General features: G+C 42.3%; 20 protein-coding genes. 7 read left to right on the top strand and 13 right to left on the bottom strand.

Going from position 1 to position 17,963, the window contains the following annotated elements; all coding sequences use genetic code 11:
* From V6Z54_RS12685 to thpR, 3 genes are all read right to left on the bottom strand, one after another.
* Positions 1-550: YegS/Rv2252/BmrU family lipid kinase (locus V6Z54_RS12685; protein ID WP_338527382.1), on the bottom strand; the 550-nt coding region annotated here is incomplete at its 3' end.
* A 48-nt stretch (positions 551-598) separates the two neighbouring features.
* Positions 599-1,534, bottom strand: a complete 936-nt coding sequence (locus tag V6Z54_RS12680) for a hypothetical protein (RefSeq protein WP_073978726.1) — start codon at positions 1,532-1,534, stop codon at positions 599-601.
* Positions 1,535-1,559: 25 nt separating this feature from the next.
* The gene (gene thpR / locus V6Z54_RS12675) at positions 1,560-2,111 is read right to left on the bottom strand and encodes an RNA 2',3'-cyclic phosphodiesterase (protein WP_073978725.1); all 552 of its coding nucleotides are present in this window, start codon (positions 2,109-2,111) and stop codon (positions 1,560-1,562) included.
* A 94-nt stretch (positions 2,112-2,205) separates the two neighbouring features.
* On the opposite strand from thpR, the gene cysK reads away from it, so the two are divergent.
* The gene (gene cysK, locus V6Z54_RS12670; RefSeq protein WP_073978724.1) at positions 2,206-3,135 is read left to right on the top strand and encodes a cysteine synthase A; all 930 of its coding nucleotides are present in this window, start codon (positions 2,206-2,208) and stop codon (positions 3,133-3,135) included.
* A 56-nt stretch (positions 3,136-3,191) separates the two neighbouring features.
* Here cysK and V6Z54_RS12665 read toward each other — a convergent pair whose 3' ends face one another.
* Complete coding sequence (locus V6Z54_RS12665; protein WP_073978723.1) at positions 3,192-3,809, bottom strand: Type 1 glutamine amidotransferase-like domain-containing protein; 618 nt, start codon at positions 3,807-3,809, stop codon at positions 3,192-3,194.
* Positions 3,810-3,838: 29 nt separating this feature from the next.
* On the bottom strand, positions 3,839-5,239 hold the full coding sequence (pepV, locus tag V6Z54_RS12660) for a dipeptidase PepV (protein WP_338527381.1): 1,401 nt from the start codon (positions 5,237-5,239) through the stop codon (positions 3,839-3,841).
* A 94-nt stretch (positions 5,240-5,333) separates the two neighbouring features.
* Between pepV and V6Z54_RS12655 the strand changes: the two genes are divergently transcribed.
* Complete coding sequence (locus tag V6Z54_RS12655; RefSeq protein ID WP_075611784.1) at positions 5,334-6,632, top strand: NCS2 family permease; 1,299 nt, start codon at positions 5,334-5,336, stop codon at positions 6,630-6,632.
* A 371-nt stretch (positions 6,633-7,003) separates the two neighbouring features.
* Positions 7,004-7,225: a DeoR family transcriptional regulator gene (locus tag V6Z54_RS12650; protein WP_008356419.1), complete on the top strand. Its 222-nt coding sequence runs from the start codon at positions 7,004-7,006 to the stop codon at positions 7,223-7,225.
* Between the two features lie 69 nt (positions 7,226-7,294).
* Here V6Z54_RS12650 and V6Z54_RS12645 read toward each other — a convergent pair whose 3' ends face one another.
* On the bottom strand, positions 7,295-8,011 hold the full coding sequence (locus V6Z54_RS12645; protein WP_338527380.1) for a pseudouridine synthase: 717 nt from the start codon (positions 8,009-8,011) through the stop codon (positions 7,295-7,297).
* A 16-nt stretch (positions 8,012-8,027) separates the two neighbouring features.
* The gene (locus V6Z54_RS12640) at positions 8,028-9,650 is read right to left on the bottom strand and encodes a polysaccharide biosynthesis protein (RefSeq protein ID WP_269103159.1); all 1,623 of its coding nucleotides are present in this window, start codon (positions 9,648-9,650) and stop codon (positions 8,028-8,030) included.
* 175 nt (positions 9,651-9,825) lie between these two features.
* Between V6Z54_RS12640 and V6Z54_RS12635 the strand changes: the two genes are divergently transcribed.
* The 4 genes from V6Z54_RS12635 (at position 9,826) to V6Z54_RS12620 (ending at position 13,621) form a co-directional block, all read left to right on the top strand.
* Positions 9,826-11,097 (top strand): NAD(P)/FAD-dependent oxidoreductase, encoded by a 1,272-nt coding sequence (locus V6Z54_RS12635; protein ID WP_073978720.1) that lies wholly within the window; start codon positions 9,826-9,828, stop codon positions 11,095-11,097.
* Positions 11,094-11,291 (top strand): hypothetical protein, encoded by a 198-nt coding sequence (locus V6Z54_RS12630; RefSeq protein ID WP_041086703.1) that lies wholly within the window; start codon positions 11,094-11,096, stop codon positions 11,289-11,291. The genes V6Z54_RS12635 and V6Z54_RS12630 overlap by 4 nt, the downstream gene beginning before the upstream one ends.
* 140 nt (positions 11,292-11,431) lie before the next feature.
* Positions 11,432-12,964, top strand: coding sequence for a BCCT family transporter (locus V6Z54_RS12625; protein ID WP_041086706.1), 1,533 nt, complete (start codon positions 11,432-11,434; stop codon positions 12,962-12,964).
* A gap of 132 nt (positions 12,965-13,096) precedes the next feature.
* A complete protein-coding gene (locus V6Z54_RS12620) occupies positions 13,097-13,621 on the top strand; it encodes a CbrC family protein (protein ID WP_075611787.1) in 525 nt (174 codons plus the stop codon).
* Positions 13,622-13,664: 43 nt separating this feature from the next.
* Here the strand turns inward: V6Z54_RS12620 and V6Z54_RS12615 are convergent, their stop codons facing one another.
* The 6 genes from V6Z54_RS12615 to V6Z54_RS12590 all read right to left on the bottom strand — a co-directional run bounded on the left by V6Z54_RS12615 (position 13,665) and on the right by V6Z54_RS12590 (position 17,963).
* A complete protein-coding gene (locus V6Z54_RS12615; protein WP_041086710.1) occupies positions 13,665-13,847 on the bottom strand; it encodes a sporulation protein Cse60 in 183 nt (60 codons plus the stop codon).
* Between the two features lie 99 nt (positions 13,848-13,946).
* Positions 13,947-14,258, bottom strand: a complete 312-nt coding sequence (locus V6Z54_RS12610; RefSeq protein ID WP_041086712.1) for a rhodanese-like domain-containing protein — start codon at positions 14,256-14,258, stop codon at positions 13,947-13,949.
* A 54-nt stretch (positions 14,259-14,312) separates the two neighbouring features.
* Positions 14,313-14,996 carry a YesL family protein gene (locus tag V6Z54_RS12605; RefSeq protein ID WP_338527379.1) on the bottom strand — a complete coding sequence of 228 codons (684 nt, stop codon included), beginning with the start codon at positions 14,994-14,996 and terminating at the stop codon, positions 14,313-14,315.
* A gap of 26 nt (positions 14,997-15,022) precedes the next feature.
* Entirely contained in the window at positions 15,023-16,312 is a 1,290-nt protein-coding gene (locus V6Z54_RS12600; RefSeq protein WP_269103157.1) for a Gfo/Idh/MocA family oxidoreductase, read from the bottom strand.
* Between the two features lie 17 nt (positions 16,313-16,329).
* Entirely contained in the window at positions 16,330-16,854 is a 525-nt protein-coding gene (locus V6Z54_RS12595; protein WP_041086719.1) for a hypothetical protein, read from the bottom strand.
* Positions 16,851-17,963 (bottom strand): glycoside hydrolase family 105 protein, encoded by a 1,113-nt coding sequence (locus V6Z54_RS12590; RefSeq protein ID WP_041086721.1) that lies wholly within the window; start codon positions 17,961-17,963, stop codon positions 16,851-16,853. Before V6Z54_RS12590 ends, V6Z54_RS12595 begins: the two co-directional genes overlap by 4 nt.

Below are 17,963 nucleotides of genomic sequence, written 5' to 3'. Positions count from 1 at the left end.
AATGGAGAAATGACAGCGGGTAGATGATAAAGCCAAGCCCCAGCCGTTTCAGCCACTTTTTCCCTCTAAAATGCACCGTTTTCCTCAGCACATGTGCGTCAAAACCAACACCGATATGATTGAGAAAAAGAACAGATTGCGGACTTTCGGCATGATCTTGAAAGGAGCCGAGAGAAAATGTTTTGGTGAGCATTCTCTTTTGCTTTCTCACTTCTTTTAGGACATCATGACGATGGATACCGAGACCCTTCGCAGCATCATTCCAATGACCAGCAGGGACAAAACTAAGCTGTAAATGATCGATTTCCTTTAAGCCATTCAGTACTTCATGAATCGTGCCGTCACCGCCAATAACAATCAATCGCTGCAGCCTGTCATCCTGAATGGCACTGATTTGTCTTGCCAAAACTTCTGCATGGCCTTCATGCTGGGTGAGAAACGATCGATAAGAGACCTCTACCTTTTGTAATTCTTTCTCTATGCTCCTCCATGTGCGGAGTCCTTTTCCATGTCCTGCTTCTGGATTAACGATAAAGTACCATTCATTCATATATTAGCTCCACTCAGGTCTCATTTTTCGTGACCTTCCATCATGCCTTTAATCGAGCCATTCCTGCCTTCTTTTGCTGTCTGTTTCACCATAAGCAAGCAATGCCTTTGTCGCCTTAAATTGCTGATGCTTTGTCGGCGCCGTATTTTTCCGCTGCTTTTCAAACCACTCTTCAGCCTTCTTCTTATCGATAACCTCCATCCCATATGGAACTTCAGGTAAATCAATATAAGAGGTTCGGCTGATGAGGATTTTTTTCACAGGAAGGTCTACACCACTTTGCTGTAAGATCTTTGACACGACGGTGCCAGAACGCAGAAGGCTTGCACAAGGATTTAAGACGGACTGAACAGCTTTCCCAGTCGCCCGTTTTTCCCAAAAACGTTCCTTCGTTCCGATATAAACGCTGTCTGGCTCGGCCTCTAAGAAGGATAAACAGATCACTTCGAGCGGTGTGATGAGTATCGGACATAATTCCATCTCAGCTTTTTGAATGAGCAGCACCGGCTTGTACATCACAAAATAAGAATCTGGAAGCTGCCTTGCCAGCATTCGCAGCTTTTCATCATATCGTATATGATGGGAGACGGTTGAAATATGTGAAATCGTTGAGCTCGCCCATTTTAATTGCACTTCAAAGAGATGATCCTTAAAAAAGTGAATCAGCTTCGTTTCGTCAGTAGGGACGTTTCTGAAAACCCCTTGCTCTATATCTGTCGGCTCGTTAAAAAGACTCAGGTCCCGTTCCTTTTTCATATCGGCTTCTTTTTGCTTTCTCTTTAAGGAGAATTTCTTTCTCTTTTCTTCCTCCTGTTCAGGCGCTAATTGAGGAATTTGGTCAAACGGTTGCTGCGCCTCCTCTTTTGAAGCCCTTTTCAACTCGTCCCATCTTTGTTTTTTCAACCGATTGAATTGATTGATGTAGTGATGCGGGTCTTGTTCATATCGTGATATATAATCTTGAATTTTGATGATTTGCGCCATCTGCTGCTCACTCCAACTTCTAGAATCATTTATGTAGTGTAAATTGTTTGATTGCGTGATAACGAGGGGTTTCCTTCGGACGTATTTCAAATAAAGTGATACGCGAAACCTCCATCACATATGGCTCTTTTCGTAAAGGCGCTTGTTTTTCATAAAGGTCATCCGCATTCCATTTGCGCGCAATCGTTATATGCGGATGAAACGGTCTCTTTTCAACAGGGTGTCCTGCTGATAGGACGGCTTCCTTTACCTTTTCTCTTAATTGCATGAGCGGTTCACTTTCATGAGGCTTTGCAAAAAAGACTCTCGGGCGTTCCTTCGCACCAAACTGTCCTACCTCATTCAGCTCTAGTGGAAATGCAGACGCTTCATTTGAAAGGATGTCAAGCAGCTGGATGATCTTTTTTAAACGCTCTTCTGGAATGGCGCCTAAAAAGACAAGGGTTACATGATAGTCATGTGGTGCTGTCCATTTTTGAAAGAACAGTCCGCTCCTTTGATCAATGTCTTGTTTGATTTGATGCGCAAGTTGTTCAGGGATGTGAATCCCTATAAAATAATGACGGTTTTCTGACACAATATCACCTGTCCTTTTTTAACAAACTTTACGAATCCCCATTGATGATAGTATAACTAAAGAAATGCGGAATGAGAAGAAAGGGTGTCATCTAATGAAAGTTGCACAAAATATGGCTGAACTGATTGGCGATACACCGCTTGTCAAATTACAGCGGCTTCAGCCAGGAAATGCGGCGGCTGTTTACTTAAAGCTGGAATCATTTAATCCTAGCGGAAGTGTCAAAGACCGCGCGGCTTACAATATGATCGTCGAAGCAGAAAAACAGGGGAAGCTCACAAAAGGAGCAACCATTATTGAGCCGACGAGCGGGAATACAGGGATTGGTTTAGCTATGAATGCTGCCGCAAGAGGCTACAAAGCTATCCTTGTCATGCCTGATACGATGACAAAGGAAAGAATCAATATTTTGAAGGCATACGGGGCGCAGGTCGTCTTAACCCCAGGAGAAGAAAAAATGCCAGGCTGCATCCGCAAGGCGGAAGAACTGGCTGCTCAAATTCCTCACAGCTTTATTCCGATGCAATTTGACAATAGAGCAAACCCAGATGCACATAGAGGAACAACAGCGGTCGAAATTATGGAAGCTGTGAAACAACTTGGACAGCCCCTTGGCGCCTTTGTCGCAACAGCTGGAACTGGTGGTACTATTACAGGAACTGGAGAGGAATTAAAAAAGACATTCCCTCATTTAACCATCCGTGTAGCAGAGCCTAAGGGGTCTCCAGTCTTATCTGGCGGGGAACCTGGCAAACATAAGCTCGTTGGCACAAGCCCAGGATTTATCCCCCAAATCTTAAACGAGGATGTCTATGATGAGATTGTGCAAGTAAGCGACGAAGATGCGTACCACATCACACGGGAGCTCGCTATGCTTGAAGGAATTTTAGTAGGCCCATCCTCTGGGGCGGCTTGCTATGCAGCCATTGAAACAGCGAAGCAATTGCCGGCAGATCAAATTGTGATCTGTATGACAGCAGATACGGGTGAACGATACTTATCAAGTGATGTTTTTCAAGATTAAAAAAGGAACAGGGTGATGAATCCCTGTTCCTTTTTCTTCTTTCACGGTTAAGATGCTTAGACAGATTTCACCTCAGCCTGCTCCCCTGTGACGAGTAAAGCCTGTTCATCAGTAAGCGGACATAAATCAAGTGTCTCCTGATACTTCTCTATGATTTGCTCCGCAGCTTCGCCTAAATAGGCATTGTGCATATGCGGTACTGGATAGCGGCTTATTTCATTGAAACCTTGAAATGATGAAAGCTCCGGCGCCTTCTCCTGATCATCCATCATGGAGATATATTCAATGCTTGGCGCCATAATGATACTCCCCGCAGACTCTCCGATGTACAGCTTGCCTTTGTTGATTTCTTCTTTCAACACGTCATCGAGACGCTGCTTTCTTAACTCCTGCAATAAATAAAAAGTGTTGCCTCCTGAAACATAGATCACATCATTTTGTTTGATCATCTGTGTGATCTCTTCTACGGATTGTTCATCTACCTGCACAGTCTCAAGCTGCATGCCTAATTTCTGAAAGGCTTCCTTCGCTGCCTCCACATAGTGCGTGACTTCTTCTACAGCACTTGCCGTTGGAAAGAAAGTCACGCGCTTTCCTTTTAATGATTCACCTGCAAAGTCAGACAAGAGAGAATAGCTGTCTTTGAATGAAGAGCATAAGAACATTTTTTTCACTATGAATCCCCTCTTCTCTTTTCCAATTTCTATTTTGCTAATTCATACATAGCTTGTGCGTAAAGAGCTGTCGCTCTCAGTAAGTCATCAATTTCAATATATTCATCCTTTTGATGGGCGCAGTCTGGTCTGCCAGGAAATAGAGGTCCGAAGGCAACGCCAGCTTCTAAAGATCTCGCATACGTTCCTCCCCCAATAGCAATAAGGGTTGCAGGATCTCCCGTTTGCTCCTCATATACCCGCTGCAAGGTTTTCACAAGCGGATGATCTTTTGAGACGTGATGCGGAGGGCTGTCTTCGAATTTTAGAAGGGACGCCCCTTTGATGCTTTCAATTCCTTTTTTGACGTCCTTACCGTCTGCAGTTACTGGATAGCGGACATTTAACCCTAGCTTTGCTTCCTCATTCTGTTTATAGCGGATTATCCCAACATTCAACGTTAAATCTCCACTAATATCATCTTTGCAAGCAATTCCAAGCTTTTTCCCTCTTGTATCCTGATCAAATAAAGCGTTGATTTGGGAAGTAAAGGCAAGTCCCTGCTCATCTAATTCATGTCCGCATAAGAAGTTCGCCATATGAATGCCCGCATTTGTCCCATGCGCCGGCTCCATGGCATGAACGGATACCCCTTTTAATGTAAAATGCAGTCCATCCGCTGTGCTTTTTACCTCACCAGATAATTGATGATCAGCAAGATAGGCTTCGAAGGCCGTTTTTAATGATTCAGCATCGTGTTCCTGTGCAGCAGTCACAGTAGCAACTGCCTCATCTGGCACCATATTGAGCCTCATACCCGATGTAAATTGCTTAAGCGTATAGCGCTGTTGATTCGATGGTTGTTGATATGTAAATGACAGGATGGCATCAATAATTCCTTTTTCCGCATGAATAATCGGAAAATCGGCGTCTGGTGCAAATCCGATTTGCGGCATCGCCTCATGCTTGAAATAATGGTCCACACAGCGCCAATCGCTTTCTTCATCTGTCCCAATGATCATTCGAATTTTTTTCGACAGCTGCAGACCAGTATCTTTTAAGATCTTCAGCGCATAAAATGCCGCCATGGTTGGGCCTTTATCATCAATAGCCCCGCGTGCAAAGATTTTATTTTCTCTGATGTCTGCTGAAAATGGCGGGGTTGTCCAGCCGTCACCAGCAGGCACCACGTCCACATGACACAGCACACCTACAATGTCTTCGCCTTCCCCATATTCAATATGACCTGCATAGCCGTCGACATTCTTGACTGTGAAGCCTTCGTCTTCCCCTTTTTTCAGCATATACTGCAGGGCATCATCGACTTTTTCACCAAATGGCTTTCCTTTTTTGCCGCCTTCTTCATCAAGGACACTTTCAATTTGTAAAAAAGATTGTGTGTCCTTAATCAAGTCGTCTTTTTTTCGTATTACTTCAGCTTCCCAATTCATTTTTCCATTCCTCCTTGAAAAAAGGTTGCAATCCACCCTTAAAACGAATATTATATTAATTGTTTTGTAATAATGTTCGTAAATGGAGGATTTTATGTTTCAGTTAAAAGAAAATCAAACCAACATAAAGAAAGAAATAATCGCTGGTATGACGACATTCTTCACTATGGTCTATATTGTTGCCGTCAACCCGGGAATTCTTTCAAAAGCAGGTATTCCTTTTGACCAAGTCTTTACTGCAACAATCATCGCTGCTGTCGTCGGTACGCTCTGGATGGCACTGTTTGCAAATTATCCGATTGCCATTGCACCAGGCATGGGGCTGAATGTCTATTTCACCTTTACCGTTGTCGGCGGTGGTGGCATCAGCTATCAAACAGCGTTTAGTGCGGTATTTGTTGCTGGTATACTCTTTATTATTTTATCGTTAACATCCCTTAGAAAACAACTGATTCAAGCCATTCCAGATAATTTAAAGTACGGCATTACAGCAGGAATCGGGCTTTTCATTGCGTTCATCGGCCTCCGTCAATCTGGAATCATTGCTGCTGATCCAGAAAACCTTGTGAAGCTTGGTCATTTAAGCTCGCCTGTTGTCGTTTTAACGCTTGTCGGCTTAATGATTTCGGTTATTTTAATGGTTCTACAAATAAATGGAGCACTGTTTATCGGTATGTTAGCAACCACATTGATTGCGCTCGCAACAGGCCAGCTTCATTTCCCTAAAATGCTGATGGACATTCCTGCACTGCCTGAAGGCATGCTGATTACAAATCCAATCGCTGCTTTTGGTGATGTGTTCTCTCATCATTTGTATGCTGTCGTCTTCTCCTTCTTACTGGTGACGATTTTTGATACAACAGGCACTATGATCGGCGTTGCCGAACAAGCCGGATTAATGAAAAACGGCCAGCTGCCAAAAGTGCGCAGAGCCCTGCTCGCTGACTCTGCTGCAACGACTGTTGGATCTATGTTTGGTACAAGCCCAACCACTGCTTATATTGAATCATCATCAGGAGTTGCTGCTGGCGGAAGAACTGGACTGACTTCTTTAACGGTCGCTGCACTGTTTATTGTGGCATTATTTTTTGGCCCACTCGTTCAAGCGATTTCGTCTTTACCATCCATCACATCACCTGTTTTAATCATTGTTGGCTGCTTGATGATGAACTCGGTGTCACGCATTCGGTGGAACGAACTAGACGAAGCATTCCCTGCTTTTCTTGTCATTCTTTCGATGCCGCTGACTTCTAGTATCTCTACAGGGATTTCACTTGGATTTATTTCATATCCGCTTGTGAAATTGGCGAAAGGGAAATGGAGAGAAGTACATGTGCTTGTTCTCATCTTTGCAGTCTTATTTTTTATTCAGCTCTTTTTCTTAGAAGGATAACGGAAACAAAAAATGCACATCCTAACATGGAATGTGCATTTTTGCCTTCACTGATTTTTTTATTTTGTAAATTTTCTGTGTTTATTTTTCGAACATTTGAACGTGTTAGCTTCTATCGTATCCCTTATCATTATTGGGTTGTAACCGGATTCAAATCATGATATATACCATATTTCATTTCATGAAGACAAGTTTAAAAACACGTAAAGTTGACTTTTTGGTGGAACTAGATGCATAATAACGTGTATAATAGAATAAAACATTAAGAAACACGAACATTTACCATTGTTGCATGTCCTTATTTCGCAGTTTTAGTGTAGTAAGTTGTGGTTAGTCAAGTCCATCCGATCTTATTGATAGGGAGTGGTTTTTTGAAACCTTCAACAAACCGTATGATGACTCGAATCAAATCAGTTTATATGTTCATTCAAGAGAAAGGTCTTGTGACGACACAAGAGCTGGTTGATGAATTCGGGATCACACCTAGAACCATTCAAAGAGACTTAAACGTGCTTGCCTATAACGATCTTGTTCATAGTCCAAGCAGAGGCAAATGGGAAACAACGAGAAAAAAAGTAAAAATATCATCTTAAGCGTATAATGAATTGTCCATATAACAAAAAGAACCGGCGATATGCCGGTTCTTTTCTTTTGTTCTTATGTTATTCACGATTCATTAAGCTGTCTAATTCTTCATCCGTCAATTCACGGTACTCTCCAGGTGCTAGTTCTTCATCTAATGAGACAGCCCCCATCGAGAGCCTTTTTAAAAAGATCACTTCATTTCCCACCGCTTGGGCCATCAGCTTCACTTGATGGTACTTCCCTTCAGTAATCGTCAAACGGATGCGTGTATCTTCCTCTTCATTCGCATCTACTTCAACCTTCGCCGGCTTCGTGTGATAATCATCTAAGATAACAACGCCCTCTTCAATACGCTTAATGTCTTGATCACCTAAAGGATATTTCAAATGAACTTCGTACGTTTTTGGCACATGCTTTTTTGGAGAAAGTAATTGATGAGCAAGCTGTCCATCATTTGTGAGGAGAAGGAGACCGACCGTATCCTTATCCAGTCTCCCCACAGGGAATGGCTCCCTTGCGATATCCTCCGGCTCGAGTAAATCGACAACCGTTTCATCTCGCAGATCTTCAGTTGCTGAGATCACCCCGTCCGGCTTGTTCATCATTAAGTAAATGAATTCTTTATATTCTACACGCTCTCCGTGTACGAGCACTTCATCATTTGATGGATCAACATGATCTTTCACCTGCTTCGCCACTTCTCCATTCACTGTGACCGCCCGGGCCTTGACAAGCTTTTTCACATCTTTTCTTGAACCAAAGCCGCTGTTAGCAAGTAATTTATCAAGCCTCATGAATATCTACCTCTTCTTAACTCTTTTTTCTTAAAAATTTCGGCATACGGCTGCCAAGTACACGCTCTAGTAATCCCACCTTATAAGACAAGAACATATACACACCACCGCCAGTGATCATAGAAATCAAAATGACGATACCCGCTTGTACAATTCCGCCTTCATAAGAAATCACGTGGCTCACAAGCTGACATGTCACATAAGCCACCACAGCCATGATCGCCGTTAAAATACCAATCAGAATAAAACGTTTGAAAATTCTGCGGAACGAATAGCCCGCATGACGTTTAATCATGATAAACATATACAAGATAGACGCACTATAACCTAATGCCGTTGCCAGCACAGAACCATTTCCTTGTAGCCAGCTGATCAGCGGGATGTTCAGAACAGTTTTAATAATGATCCCTAACAAAAGACTAACGATAGCAAATTTTTGTTTGTTAATCCCTTGCAGGATCGCTGCATTAATGGTGAATAAAGAAAACAATAATGCAACAGGTGCATACCAGAACAAAATGGAAATCCCAATCTCAGGGTGAACCGACGGATAGAAAAACCAATAAACCGGTCCAGCCAATGCAGAGATACCAAATGAAGCAGGCAGCACGAAAAATAGAACCCCTTGCATCGTTTGGTCAATTTGTCGGTTTAATAATTTATAATTTCGTGATGTAAAAGATTCTGTGATAGTTGGAATTAATGTTAAACCAAATGCCGTCGCTAATGATACTGGAATCATTACAAGCTTAGGTAAATATAAAGTAACTATAGAAAGTACTGCAGTACTTATATCTTTAAAACCAGCATTAATCATTGCTTTATTAATAGTATTAGTATCAATGTAAGAGTATAGAGGAATAGCTAATCCAACAAAAACATATGGAGCAGCATAACTAAATAGCTCAATAAATATTTTTTTATATCCAAGGCCTAAATTTGGTCCAGAATTAGGCTGCATCGCAAGTAATTTATCTTTCCGCTTGATCCAATATACATATAACGTGAATAAACCTCCAAAAGAACCAATCAGAGCAGCAAAAGTAGCATATCCTACTGCGATGACAAGCCCCCCGTTAAGCACCTTTAAAATGACATAAGTTGCCGTCAACAAGAAGATAATTCGGACTATCTGTTCAACAACTTGTGAAACTGCTGTTGGTCCCATCATTTGATGCCCTTGGAAAAACCCACGTATAAGACCCATAATCGGGACAACTAAGAGAGCCAAACTCACCATTCTAATTACATATGTCACTTGGTCAACCGTTAGTCCACCAGTTTCGGTTGATCCACCGAGCTGTATCTCAGCAAAAATTGGGGCTGATAAATATAAAATACTAAAAGCAATGATACCTGAAACAAGCATGACAGACATGCCGGCTCTAAACATTTTTCGTGTTGTCTCAAAGTCACCAATCGCATTATATTTTGAAACAAATTTAGACACTGCTGCTGGAAAACCCAGAGTAGCAATGCTAATGAAAATCGTAAACTGATTGTATCCATATTGGAATAGCGCACCACCAGTAGCTCCAACCATTGCGCTAAATGGAATTAAATAAATCATACCAAGAATACGAGAGAGATACGTCCCTATCGTTAAAACCAACGTACCACGAAGCAGTTTATTAGACATGCGCTTAACCACCATTTTTCTAATGAATATTCAACTTAACTATTTTACCACATCAATTCAACACACAGGTAACAAATCCAATACTGAAGTCACAAAACCAATCAATTCATATTTCAGCCTTCCCTAATCTTCGTTATAATAGAAAAATGACTGAAAGTAGAAAGAGGAATGTAACATGAAACATTATGATGTCATTGTCATTGGCGGCGGACCTTCTGGACTGATGGCCGCGATTGCATCAGCAGAGCACGGCGCTACTGTTCTGTTAATTGACAAAGGAAACAAACTTGGCAGAAAGCTGGCCATTTCTGGCGGCGGACGCTGTAACGTCACCAATCGCCTTCCAGTAGAAGAAATCATCAAGCATATTCCCGGAAACGGCCGTTTTCTATATAGTGCATTTTCTGAGTTCAACAACGAGGATATTATTTCGTTTTTTGAAAACCTCGGTATTGAACTAAAAGAAGAAGACCATGGACGTATGTTCCCTGTATCAAACAAAGCACAATCTGTTGTGGATGCCCTTCTAGACAGGCTCCGCGCCCTCAATGTCACCATTCGAACGAACGAAAAGATTAAAACGGTTCTGTATCAAGACGGACAAGCAGCTGGAATTGTTACAAATAATGATGAAAAAATTTCAAGTAAGGCTGTCGTCATTGCTGTCGGCGGAAAAAGTGTGCCGCATACCGGCTCTACTGGTGACGGCTATGCATGGGCAGAAGCAGCCGGACATACCATTACAGAGCTTTTCCCAACAGAGGTACCAGTCACATCAGATGAACGATTTATTAAAGAAAAAGTGCTTCAAGGTCTTTCTTTAAGAAGTGTGGCTGTCAGTGTTTTAAATAAAAAAGGGAAACCAGTCGTCACACATGTCATGGATATGATCTTTACTCACTTTGGTTTATCGGGTCCAGCTGTTCTTAGATGCAGCGGATTTGTTGTGAAAGAATTGAAAAAGCAGCCGGCAGTCCGCCTGCAAATTGACTTATATCCGAAGCTGAATGACGAGGAGCTGTTCCAAAAGCTTCATCGTGACCTTAAAGATGAACCGAAGAAAGCCATTAAAAATGTCCTTAAGTCTTGGATGCAAGAACGCTATTTATTGTTTCTGTTAGAACGGAACGGTATTGATCCACAAGACACATTCTCTGGTCTAGCCAAGGATAAACTGCGTGCATTTGCCCATGATTGCAAACATTTTATTGTGCATGCAAATGGTACCCTATCTTTGGACAAAGCGTTCGTGACAGGAGGCGGCGTTTCTGTGAAGGAAATTGAACCGAAGAAAATGGCGTCTAAAAAAATGCCCGGTCTTTATTTCTGCGGAGAAATTTTAGACATCCATGGCTACACAGGCGGATACAATATTACGTCAGCACTTGTGACAGGCAGGCTTGCCGGCATGAATGCTGCACTAGAAGCAAAGGAGAGAGAGCAATGATTAGACGTGCATTACCGATTGTTCTTGCGGTCGTTATCAGTTTGACAGCCGCTGTTTTCTTGAAGCTGTCGATTACCCCGTTAAAAGTCGCCATTGTTTTGGCGTTTACCATTTTCGCTATATGTTTAAAAGAATATGTCTACCGTCTTCGCAAACGAATTGAGGAAAAATCGTCTTCACATATCGATAGTTGATAAATGGAAGCAAAACATGTTACGGTAAAGTAGAGGTCGAGTGAGAAGCTCGCCTCTTTTTGTTTGAAATAAGTTGAGTTAGGGGATATTAAACAAAGTCCTCTGCTTAAACGTGTAGAACAACAGGAGAGTGAGATGGTGTGAAAAACGTATCAAGTGTATTTTGGATTGTGATTGCGATCACATTTGTTGCCGTGATGTGGGGAGCGTTTTCTCCAGACACATTGCAAAATGTCACAGATCAAATTCAAACATACATTACAAATGACTTTGGCTGGTATTACTTGTTAGTGGTATCACTGCTTGTCGGCTTTTGTCTATTCTTTATTTTTAGCCCAATCGGTAAGATTACGCTAGGAAAACCGGGGGAAGAGCCTGAATTTGGTTTATTTTCTTGGTTTGCTATGCTATTTAGTGCCGGTATGGGAATTGGTCTTGTTTTTTACGGAGCAGCTGAACCAATCAGCCACTATGCTATTCAGTCACCAACAGGGGAGACTGAAACTGCGCAGGCCTTCCGTGATTCCCTTCGCTATACATTTTTCCACTGGGGGCTTCATGCATGGGCTATTTATGCCATTGTTGCACTTTGCATTGCTTACTTTAAATTTAGAAAAGACGCACCTGGCTTAATCAGTGCAACACTGCAGCCCGTTTTAGGAAATAAAATTCACGGATGGATCGGTAAAACCATCGATTGTATTGCGGTATTTGCAACCGTGGTTGGTGTTGCGACAAGCCTAGGATTAGGCGCGGCACAAATAAATGGTGGATTGAATTACCTTTTTCATATTCCAAATACCTTTAGCACACAATTGATCATCATTATCATTGTGACGGTGCTTTTCCTTGTATCTGCTTTAAGAGGGATTGGAAAAGGCATTAAATACTTAAGTAATATCAATATGGTATTAGCAGCTGTTCTGATGTTTTTCTTACTTTTGGTAGGTCCAACTGTTTTTATCTTAAATTCATTTACTGACTCGATTGGACAATACTTATCCAATATTGTTCAAATGAGCTTCCGTCTATCTCCCAATGATCCTGAAAAGAGAGAATGGATTAATGGATGGACGATCTTTTATTGGGCATGGTGGATTTCTTGGGCACCATTTGTCGGGATCTTTATCGCTAGAGTGTCACGCGGGCGAACGATTCGCGAATTTTTAGTGGGTGTCTTAGTGGCTCCTTCCATCCTAGTATTCCTATGGTTCTCGATTTTCGGCGTGTCTGCAATGGACTTACAGCAAAAGAATATTGTCGATGTTGCAGGCCTTTCAACTGAAACGATGCTCTTCGGTGTACTGAATGAATATCCGCTGGCGATGATTACATCGATACTAGCACTCATTTTAATCGCCGTATTCTTTATTACATCGGCTGATTCAGCTACATTTGTGCTTGGAATGCAGACAACCTACGGATCATTAAACCCTCCTGGCAGTGTCAAAGTCAGCTGGGGCATTATCCAATCTGCTGTTGCTGCTGTGCTTTTATTTTCAGGGGGACTTGAAGCCTTGCAAAATACAGCCAAGCTCGCAGCCTTGCCGTTCTCCGTTGTCATCATATTGATGATTGTCTCGCTGTATAAATCACTAAATGATGAACGAAGAATCATCAAACAAGCCAATAAAGTCAATAAACCAAGAAGTCCAAGAGTAAAAAAAGCATAATCGCAAGCGAGAAAAAAAGCCGTTCCTCATCCGAACGGCTTTTTTCTATATAAACAATTTAAGATTGTCTCGAGCTTGAGGATTCCTTTAAAATAGTGTTGAATCATCACTTTCTACATAATGGAGGTTTATATGACGTTACCTACGTTCAAGTACAACCCAGACCCAGTTTTGTTAAACGTGATTAAAAAAGAGCATACGACATGTCCTGTTTGTGAGAAAGAAAGAGATTATGTGTACCATGGCCCTTTTTATGCTGTTGAAGATGTGGAGGGAATTTGTCCTTGGTGCATTAAAGATGGATCAGCGGCGAAAAAATACAATGGAACCTTTCAAGACGATGCAAGCTGTGATGACGTCGATCAAGAGGAATATATCGATGAGCTGATCTTCAGAACGCCAGGCTATCGCGGATGGCAGCAGGAATATTGGTTAAGTCATTGCGGAGATTTTTGCGCAATCGTCCAGTATGTCGGCTGGAAAGAGATTGAACATTTAGAGGAAGAACTCGCCGAGGATATCGAAGACATTTGCAGCGGCGAAGGATTAACGAAAGAAAACCTAAAGCAATGGCTCGTCAACGGAGGAGACTTACAAGGCTACCTCTTCCAATGTGTTCACTGCAAAAAGCACCGTTTATATATTGACGCCAGCTAACCAAAGAAAAAGGACCCTTCAAGCAGGTCCTTTTTGATGCCGTCTATTTTTTATATAAAATGAGTGCAGAAAAACAGTAGAGCTGGTCGCCTCCCTGCTCACAGATCACCGCTACATTGTACTTGATGTCAATGATTTGGTCGTCATCCATTCCTTTTAAAAAATGATTGATTTCACTTTGCAAATCTTTCTCATGCTCTTCATCAAATACAGCTACCTTTAGCACCTATGCCACTCTCCCTTCTCTCGCTACTCTATCTTTATGCACATAGAGAGAGGCATATGAACAAAAAACCTTTCATCCTAACGATGAAAGGTCTTCAATTTATAACTTCGGTTTTGTTTCTCCTGTCCAAGCAAGCATCCCGCCAACGACATTGGTCGCTTGATAGCCTTGATCTTCTAGGTAATAGCAGACATTTTCACTACGTTTACCAGAGCGGCAAATAATATAATATTCCTGCGTTTGATCGAATGCATCCAGCTTCTCAGGGATATCTCCCATTCGGATGTGGACCGCTTCAGGAATCATCCCTTCTGCTACCTCTTCATCCTCACGTACATCGACAAGCTGAATAGCTTCTTCCTGATCCAGCTTTTGTTTTAATTCTTCTATTGAAATTTCTTTCACTGCCACGAGTCTCATCTCTCCTTTTCATCACGGTGACACCATTATAGCAGATGGTTCACTTCACTGCGTATTCACCCGCTTCGATTGAAGGAAAGACGGCAGCCGCTTCTTCACTTCGGCTGTCTCGTACTCACTTTCAAACTCAACCTTTTTAAAGACTTGATAGGCCAGCCACATATGACCGTAGGCGAGTATGCTCACACTAAAAAATGGCACGATTCCCGGTAAATAAGCAAACAGAACAAACAGCACAGCCGAGAAAACAAGCATAGAGAGTGTATATTGCAAATATGACACACCAAGCAGAAGAGAGAATTTCAGATAGAGACGTTTTTTCCAATCGTAATGAGCAAGCAGCGGAAAAATATAAAATAAGCTCACAATAAACAGAAAACCAAAAATATATATAGCAAAGCGAAGCACATGTAAGGGCCAGCTCGTCGGATAAATATAAGCAAGATCGACATAAATAATCGTTCCAATGAGGAACAGCACCACTCCAATCATGTTAGAGCGGACAAATTCCTCACGGTATACCTTCCAAAAAGTGCGGAATACATTGACTTGCTCATGCCCTTGAATCCACTTTCTCATTACGGAAAATAACGCAGTGGTCGCAGGCATCAAGCCAAAAATCCCAAGCCCTAGAATGGTGAACAAAAGCCATAACAAATTCGTATAGGCGAGTCTCATCACCCACTCACACATCCTCAGCATTCTGCTCATTGAACCATCATGATCCATCTCTTTTCCCCCTCCTCTCTTTCTCTTTACACCTTCTCTTTATGAAACAATTCATCAATTTCAATTGGGCGTTTTTCTGCGACAGATCGCCACATGCCCTCCCCAAGTGCAATCGAATAAGCACCAGCCTCTGCACCTGCTAAAATGTCATAGTGAATCAAGGGATCTTTTCCTATAAATAAATCAGCCAAAAGCAGAGGATCTCCTCCTCCATGTCCACCTGACTGCTTTACGACTTCAATCGTCTCCTTTGATCCAAACATCGGGTAATAAGAAATTGTTTGTTCTGGGAATTGAAAAGGAATTCTTGATGGCACATGAAACTCATTTGTTTCAATACGCCCCTTCGTCCCATTAATAGCCAGACGATAGCCTTCATATGGGGCTGAGAATTGAATCGAATAGCTGAGCAGAGCCCCTTGATCATAAACGACTGACGCCACATATGTATCCTCAATATCAATTTCCTGATCAAAAATGCACGCATCCGGACGATAATTTGAGTACTGCGGCGTTTGCTGCTGATCGGATTCAATATGATCGTCCTCCACCTTCGAGCGCTCAACCCGCGGATTCCACCTTGCTTCATAATGACAAATATCCTTCACATGACATGTTCCGCAAAATCTTTTTTCCTCCCCGTGCAAGGGATTCCAAGGGCTTTCGCTGCCGTAATAGTTCAGCGCCCCGTAGGCAAATACTTGCTTCGGCTTTTGATCAATCCACCAGTTGACCAGATCAAAATGATGCGTCGACTTATGAATAGACAGTCCGCCAGAAAATTGACGTGTACGGTTCCACCTTTTGAAATAACTAGCACCATGATACGTATCAATAAGCCAGCTCAGTTCAACGGATGTGATCCTTCCAATTTTCCCGTCTAGAATCAGTTCTTTTATCTTTCGATGGAAAGGATTGTAACGATAATTAAAGGTGACCGTGACCTTTCCTTTACTTTCTGCTTCTTTTTCCATCACTTTTTTGGCGTCTTTTGCTGTTGTCACCATCGGCTTTTCGGTGATGACATCTAGATCATGGTCAAGTGCCTGCATGATATACGTGACATGTGTATCATCCCTGCCTGCCACAATGACGATATCTGGTTTTGCTTTCTTGACCATCTGATCAAATGCATCTTCATGAAAAAACGAAACGCCCCGGAGTGATGGAAAACGCTCCTGACAAAGTGTATACCGCTGATGATCTATATCTAGGAGCCCTGTAATCTTATAATGCTCATTGAAATCCTCTGTAAGCGGTTGAATAAACATATTGAACGCACGATGACTTAGCCCGCAAATCACGACCCGTTTCACATTCCTCACCCCATTTTCTATTGGTTTTCACGAAGCTGTTTCATGAGAGATAGCGCCTCTTTTGTCTTGTCAGCATATACGGGAATGAAAGCGACCATATCTCGGTGTAATTGAAAGGTATAGCCGTTGAGTTTTTTCTTTCCTTTATTGATTTGAACTGCATAATCGACCGTTTTCCCTGTCTTTTTGTCCTCGACCGTATATGGTCCTGCTGCTTGATCACCTATTTCCATCTCTTCCAGCAGCTGAAAGCTTTCAGGATCATCATACGTTCTAAACATTTCTTCTGGGACAAGCATCACGTCCCCCTCTTTTGAGGTAATTTCAACAAGAAGCTTTTCAGGAATCGCCGGAAAGATGTGGACGCTATAAGTCTCTTGTTCCGGCTGAAAAGCCTTCTCCACTAATTGATCCTTCATTCCCTTTGACATATCAGAAAAAATCAGGACATCGATACCGTTTGTTTTCCCCTGACAGGCAGATAAACAAAAGGCAGCAATGAAACTGATGAGCCATACGACGGCTCTTTTTTGCCTTCTCATGCCTTTTGAAAAACAGACAGCTTTTCTAGCTCAGTTAACGCCATAATAAAAGCGCCTGCCCCGTGCAAGTCATTTGTGCTCCGCTCTCTTCCAACGTAATAATCATAAAATCCTGCAGATGTTCCAATACAGATATCGTTGATGGTAAAATCACCATTTTCTTTCTCAGCCGTCTTATGCTGAATCAAGCCTTGATATGCTTTGACCACATGATCAACATAACGGAGGTCCACATACCCTTCATTCATGGCCTTTGCCATGGCGTACATGAATAAACACGATCCCGAGCTTTCAAGCCAATTGTCACTGTGATTTCCTTTATCAATGATTTGGTGCCAGAGACCTGTCGTTTGATCCTGGTACTTTGCCACACTTTCCAGCATGTCTGTCAGTGTTTCCTTCCACACCTTCCGCATTTCATGCTGCTCGGGCAGGTCCTCGATCATATCTGCTAATGCAAGGACATACCAGCCAAACGATCTTGCCCAAAACTCTGGGGAACAGCCGGTCTTTTGATCAGCCCATGGCATCGTTTTTCGTTCATCCCACGCGTGATAATATAGACCTGTTTGTTCATCTTTCGTATGCTTTCTCATGAGATGCTCTTGATGGATGACCATATCCACAAGTGACTCTTCACCTTTAAGCTGAGCATACTTTAAGGCAAAAGGACCGCCCATGTAGAGACCATCGAGCCACATTTGATAAGCATAATTATCTTTATGCCAAAATCCGCCCTCAGACGTGCGGTTTAGCGTACGATAGAGTCCGCGTAGCTTCTCCGCTGCGAGCACATACCGCTTCTCTCTCGTTCGTTCGTAAAGAGGGAATAAAATGAGCCCTGCTTGTATGGCATCAAGCTCATCCCTGCGAAATAATAGATTTCCGTACTCATCAATAAGTGAGTCCGCATAGTTTTTCACATAATCGAAATAAGCCTCGTTCCCCGTTGCCTCATATAGCTTCATAACGCCGCAAAGGAAAACGCCTTGATGATAATGCCATCTTCCAGCTGGCGGCAGCTCAATCGGTGTATACGCTTTCATAATGGTTTGTGCTAATTTCTCTGCATGCTCAAGCGGTGATCCCTTTTCAATCGATAATGTCAT

This window comes from Bacillus sp. MAG717A (assembly GCF_036884855.1).
Taxonomy (GTDB): domain Bacteria; phylum Bacillota; class Bacilli; order Bacillales; family Bacillaceae; genus Bacillus; species Bacillus safensis.
This window is presented reverse-complemented; position numbering and strand designations above follow the sequence as displayed.

Bases quoted from the DNA above. Each gene is read 5' to 3' on its own strand.
- V6Z54_RS12640 (WP_269103159.1), bottom strand. From the start codon at position 9,650: ATGTCTAATAAACTGCTTCGTGGTACGTTGGTTTTAACGATAGGGACG.
- V6Z54_RS12630 (WP_041086703.1), top strand. From the start codon at position 11,094: ATGATTAGACGTGCATTACCGATTGTTCTTGCGGTCGTTATCAGTTTG.
- V6Z54_RS12635 (WP_073978720.1), top strand. From the start codon at position 9,826: ATGAAACATTATGATGTCATTGTCATTGGCGGCGGACCTTCTGGACTG.
- V6Z54_RS12595 (WP_041086719.1), bottom strand. From the start codon at position 16,854: ATGAGAAGGCAAAAAAGAGCCGTCGTATGGCTCATCAGTTTCATTGCT.
- V6Z54_RS12590 (WP_041086721.1), bottom strand. From the start codon at position 17,963: ATGACATTATCGATTGAAAAGGGATCACCGCTTGAGCATGCAGAGAAA.
- V6Z54_RS12605 (WP_338527379.1), bottom strand. From the start codon at position 14,996: ATGGATCATGATGGTTCAATGAGCAGAATGCTGAGGATGTGTGAGTGG.
- cysK (WP_073978724.1), top strand. From the start codon at position 2,206: ATGAAAGTTGCACAAAATATGGCTGAACTGATTGGCGATACACCGCTT.
- pepV (WP_338527381.1), bottom strand. From the start codon at position 5,239: ATGAATTGGGAAGCTGAAGTAATACGAAAAAAAGACGACTTGATTAAG.
- V6Z54_RS12680 (WP_073978726.1), bottom strand. From the start codon at position 1,534: ATGGCGCAAATCATCAAAATTCAAGATTATATATCACGATATGAACAA.
- V6Z54_RS12620 (WP_075611787.1), top strand. From the start codon at position 13,097: ATGACGTTACCTACGTTCAAGTACAACCCAGACCCAGTTTTGTTAAAC.
- V6Z54_RS12645 (WP_338527380.1), bottom strand. From the start codon at position 8,011: ATGAGGCTTGATAAATTACTTGCTAACAGCGGCTTTGGTTCAAGAAAA.
- V6Z54_RS12655 (WP_075611784.1), top strand. From the start codon at position 5,334: ATGTTTCAGTTAAAAGAAAATCAAACCAACATAAAGAAAGAAATAATC.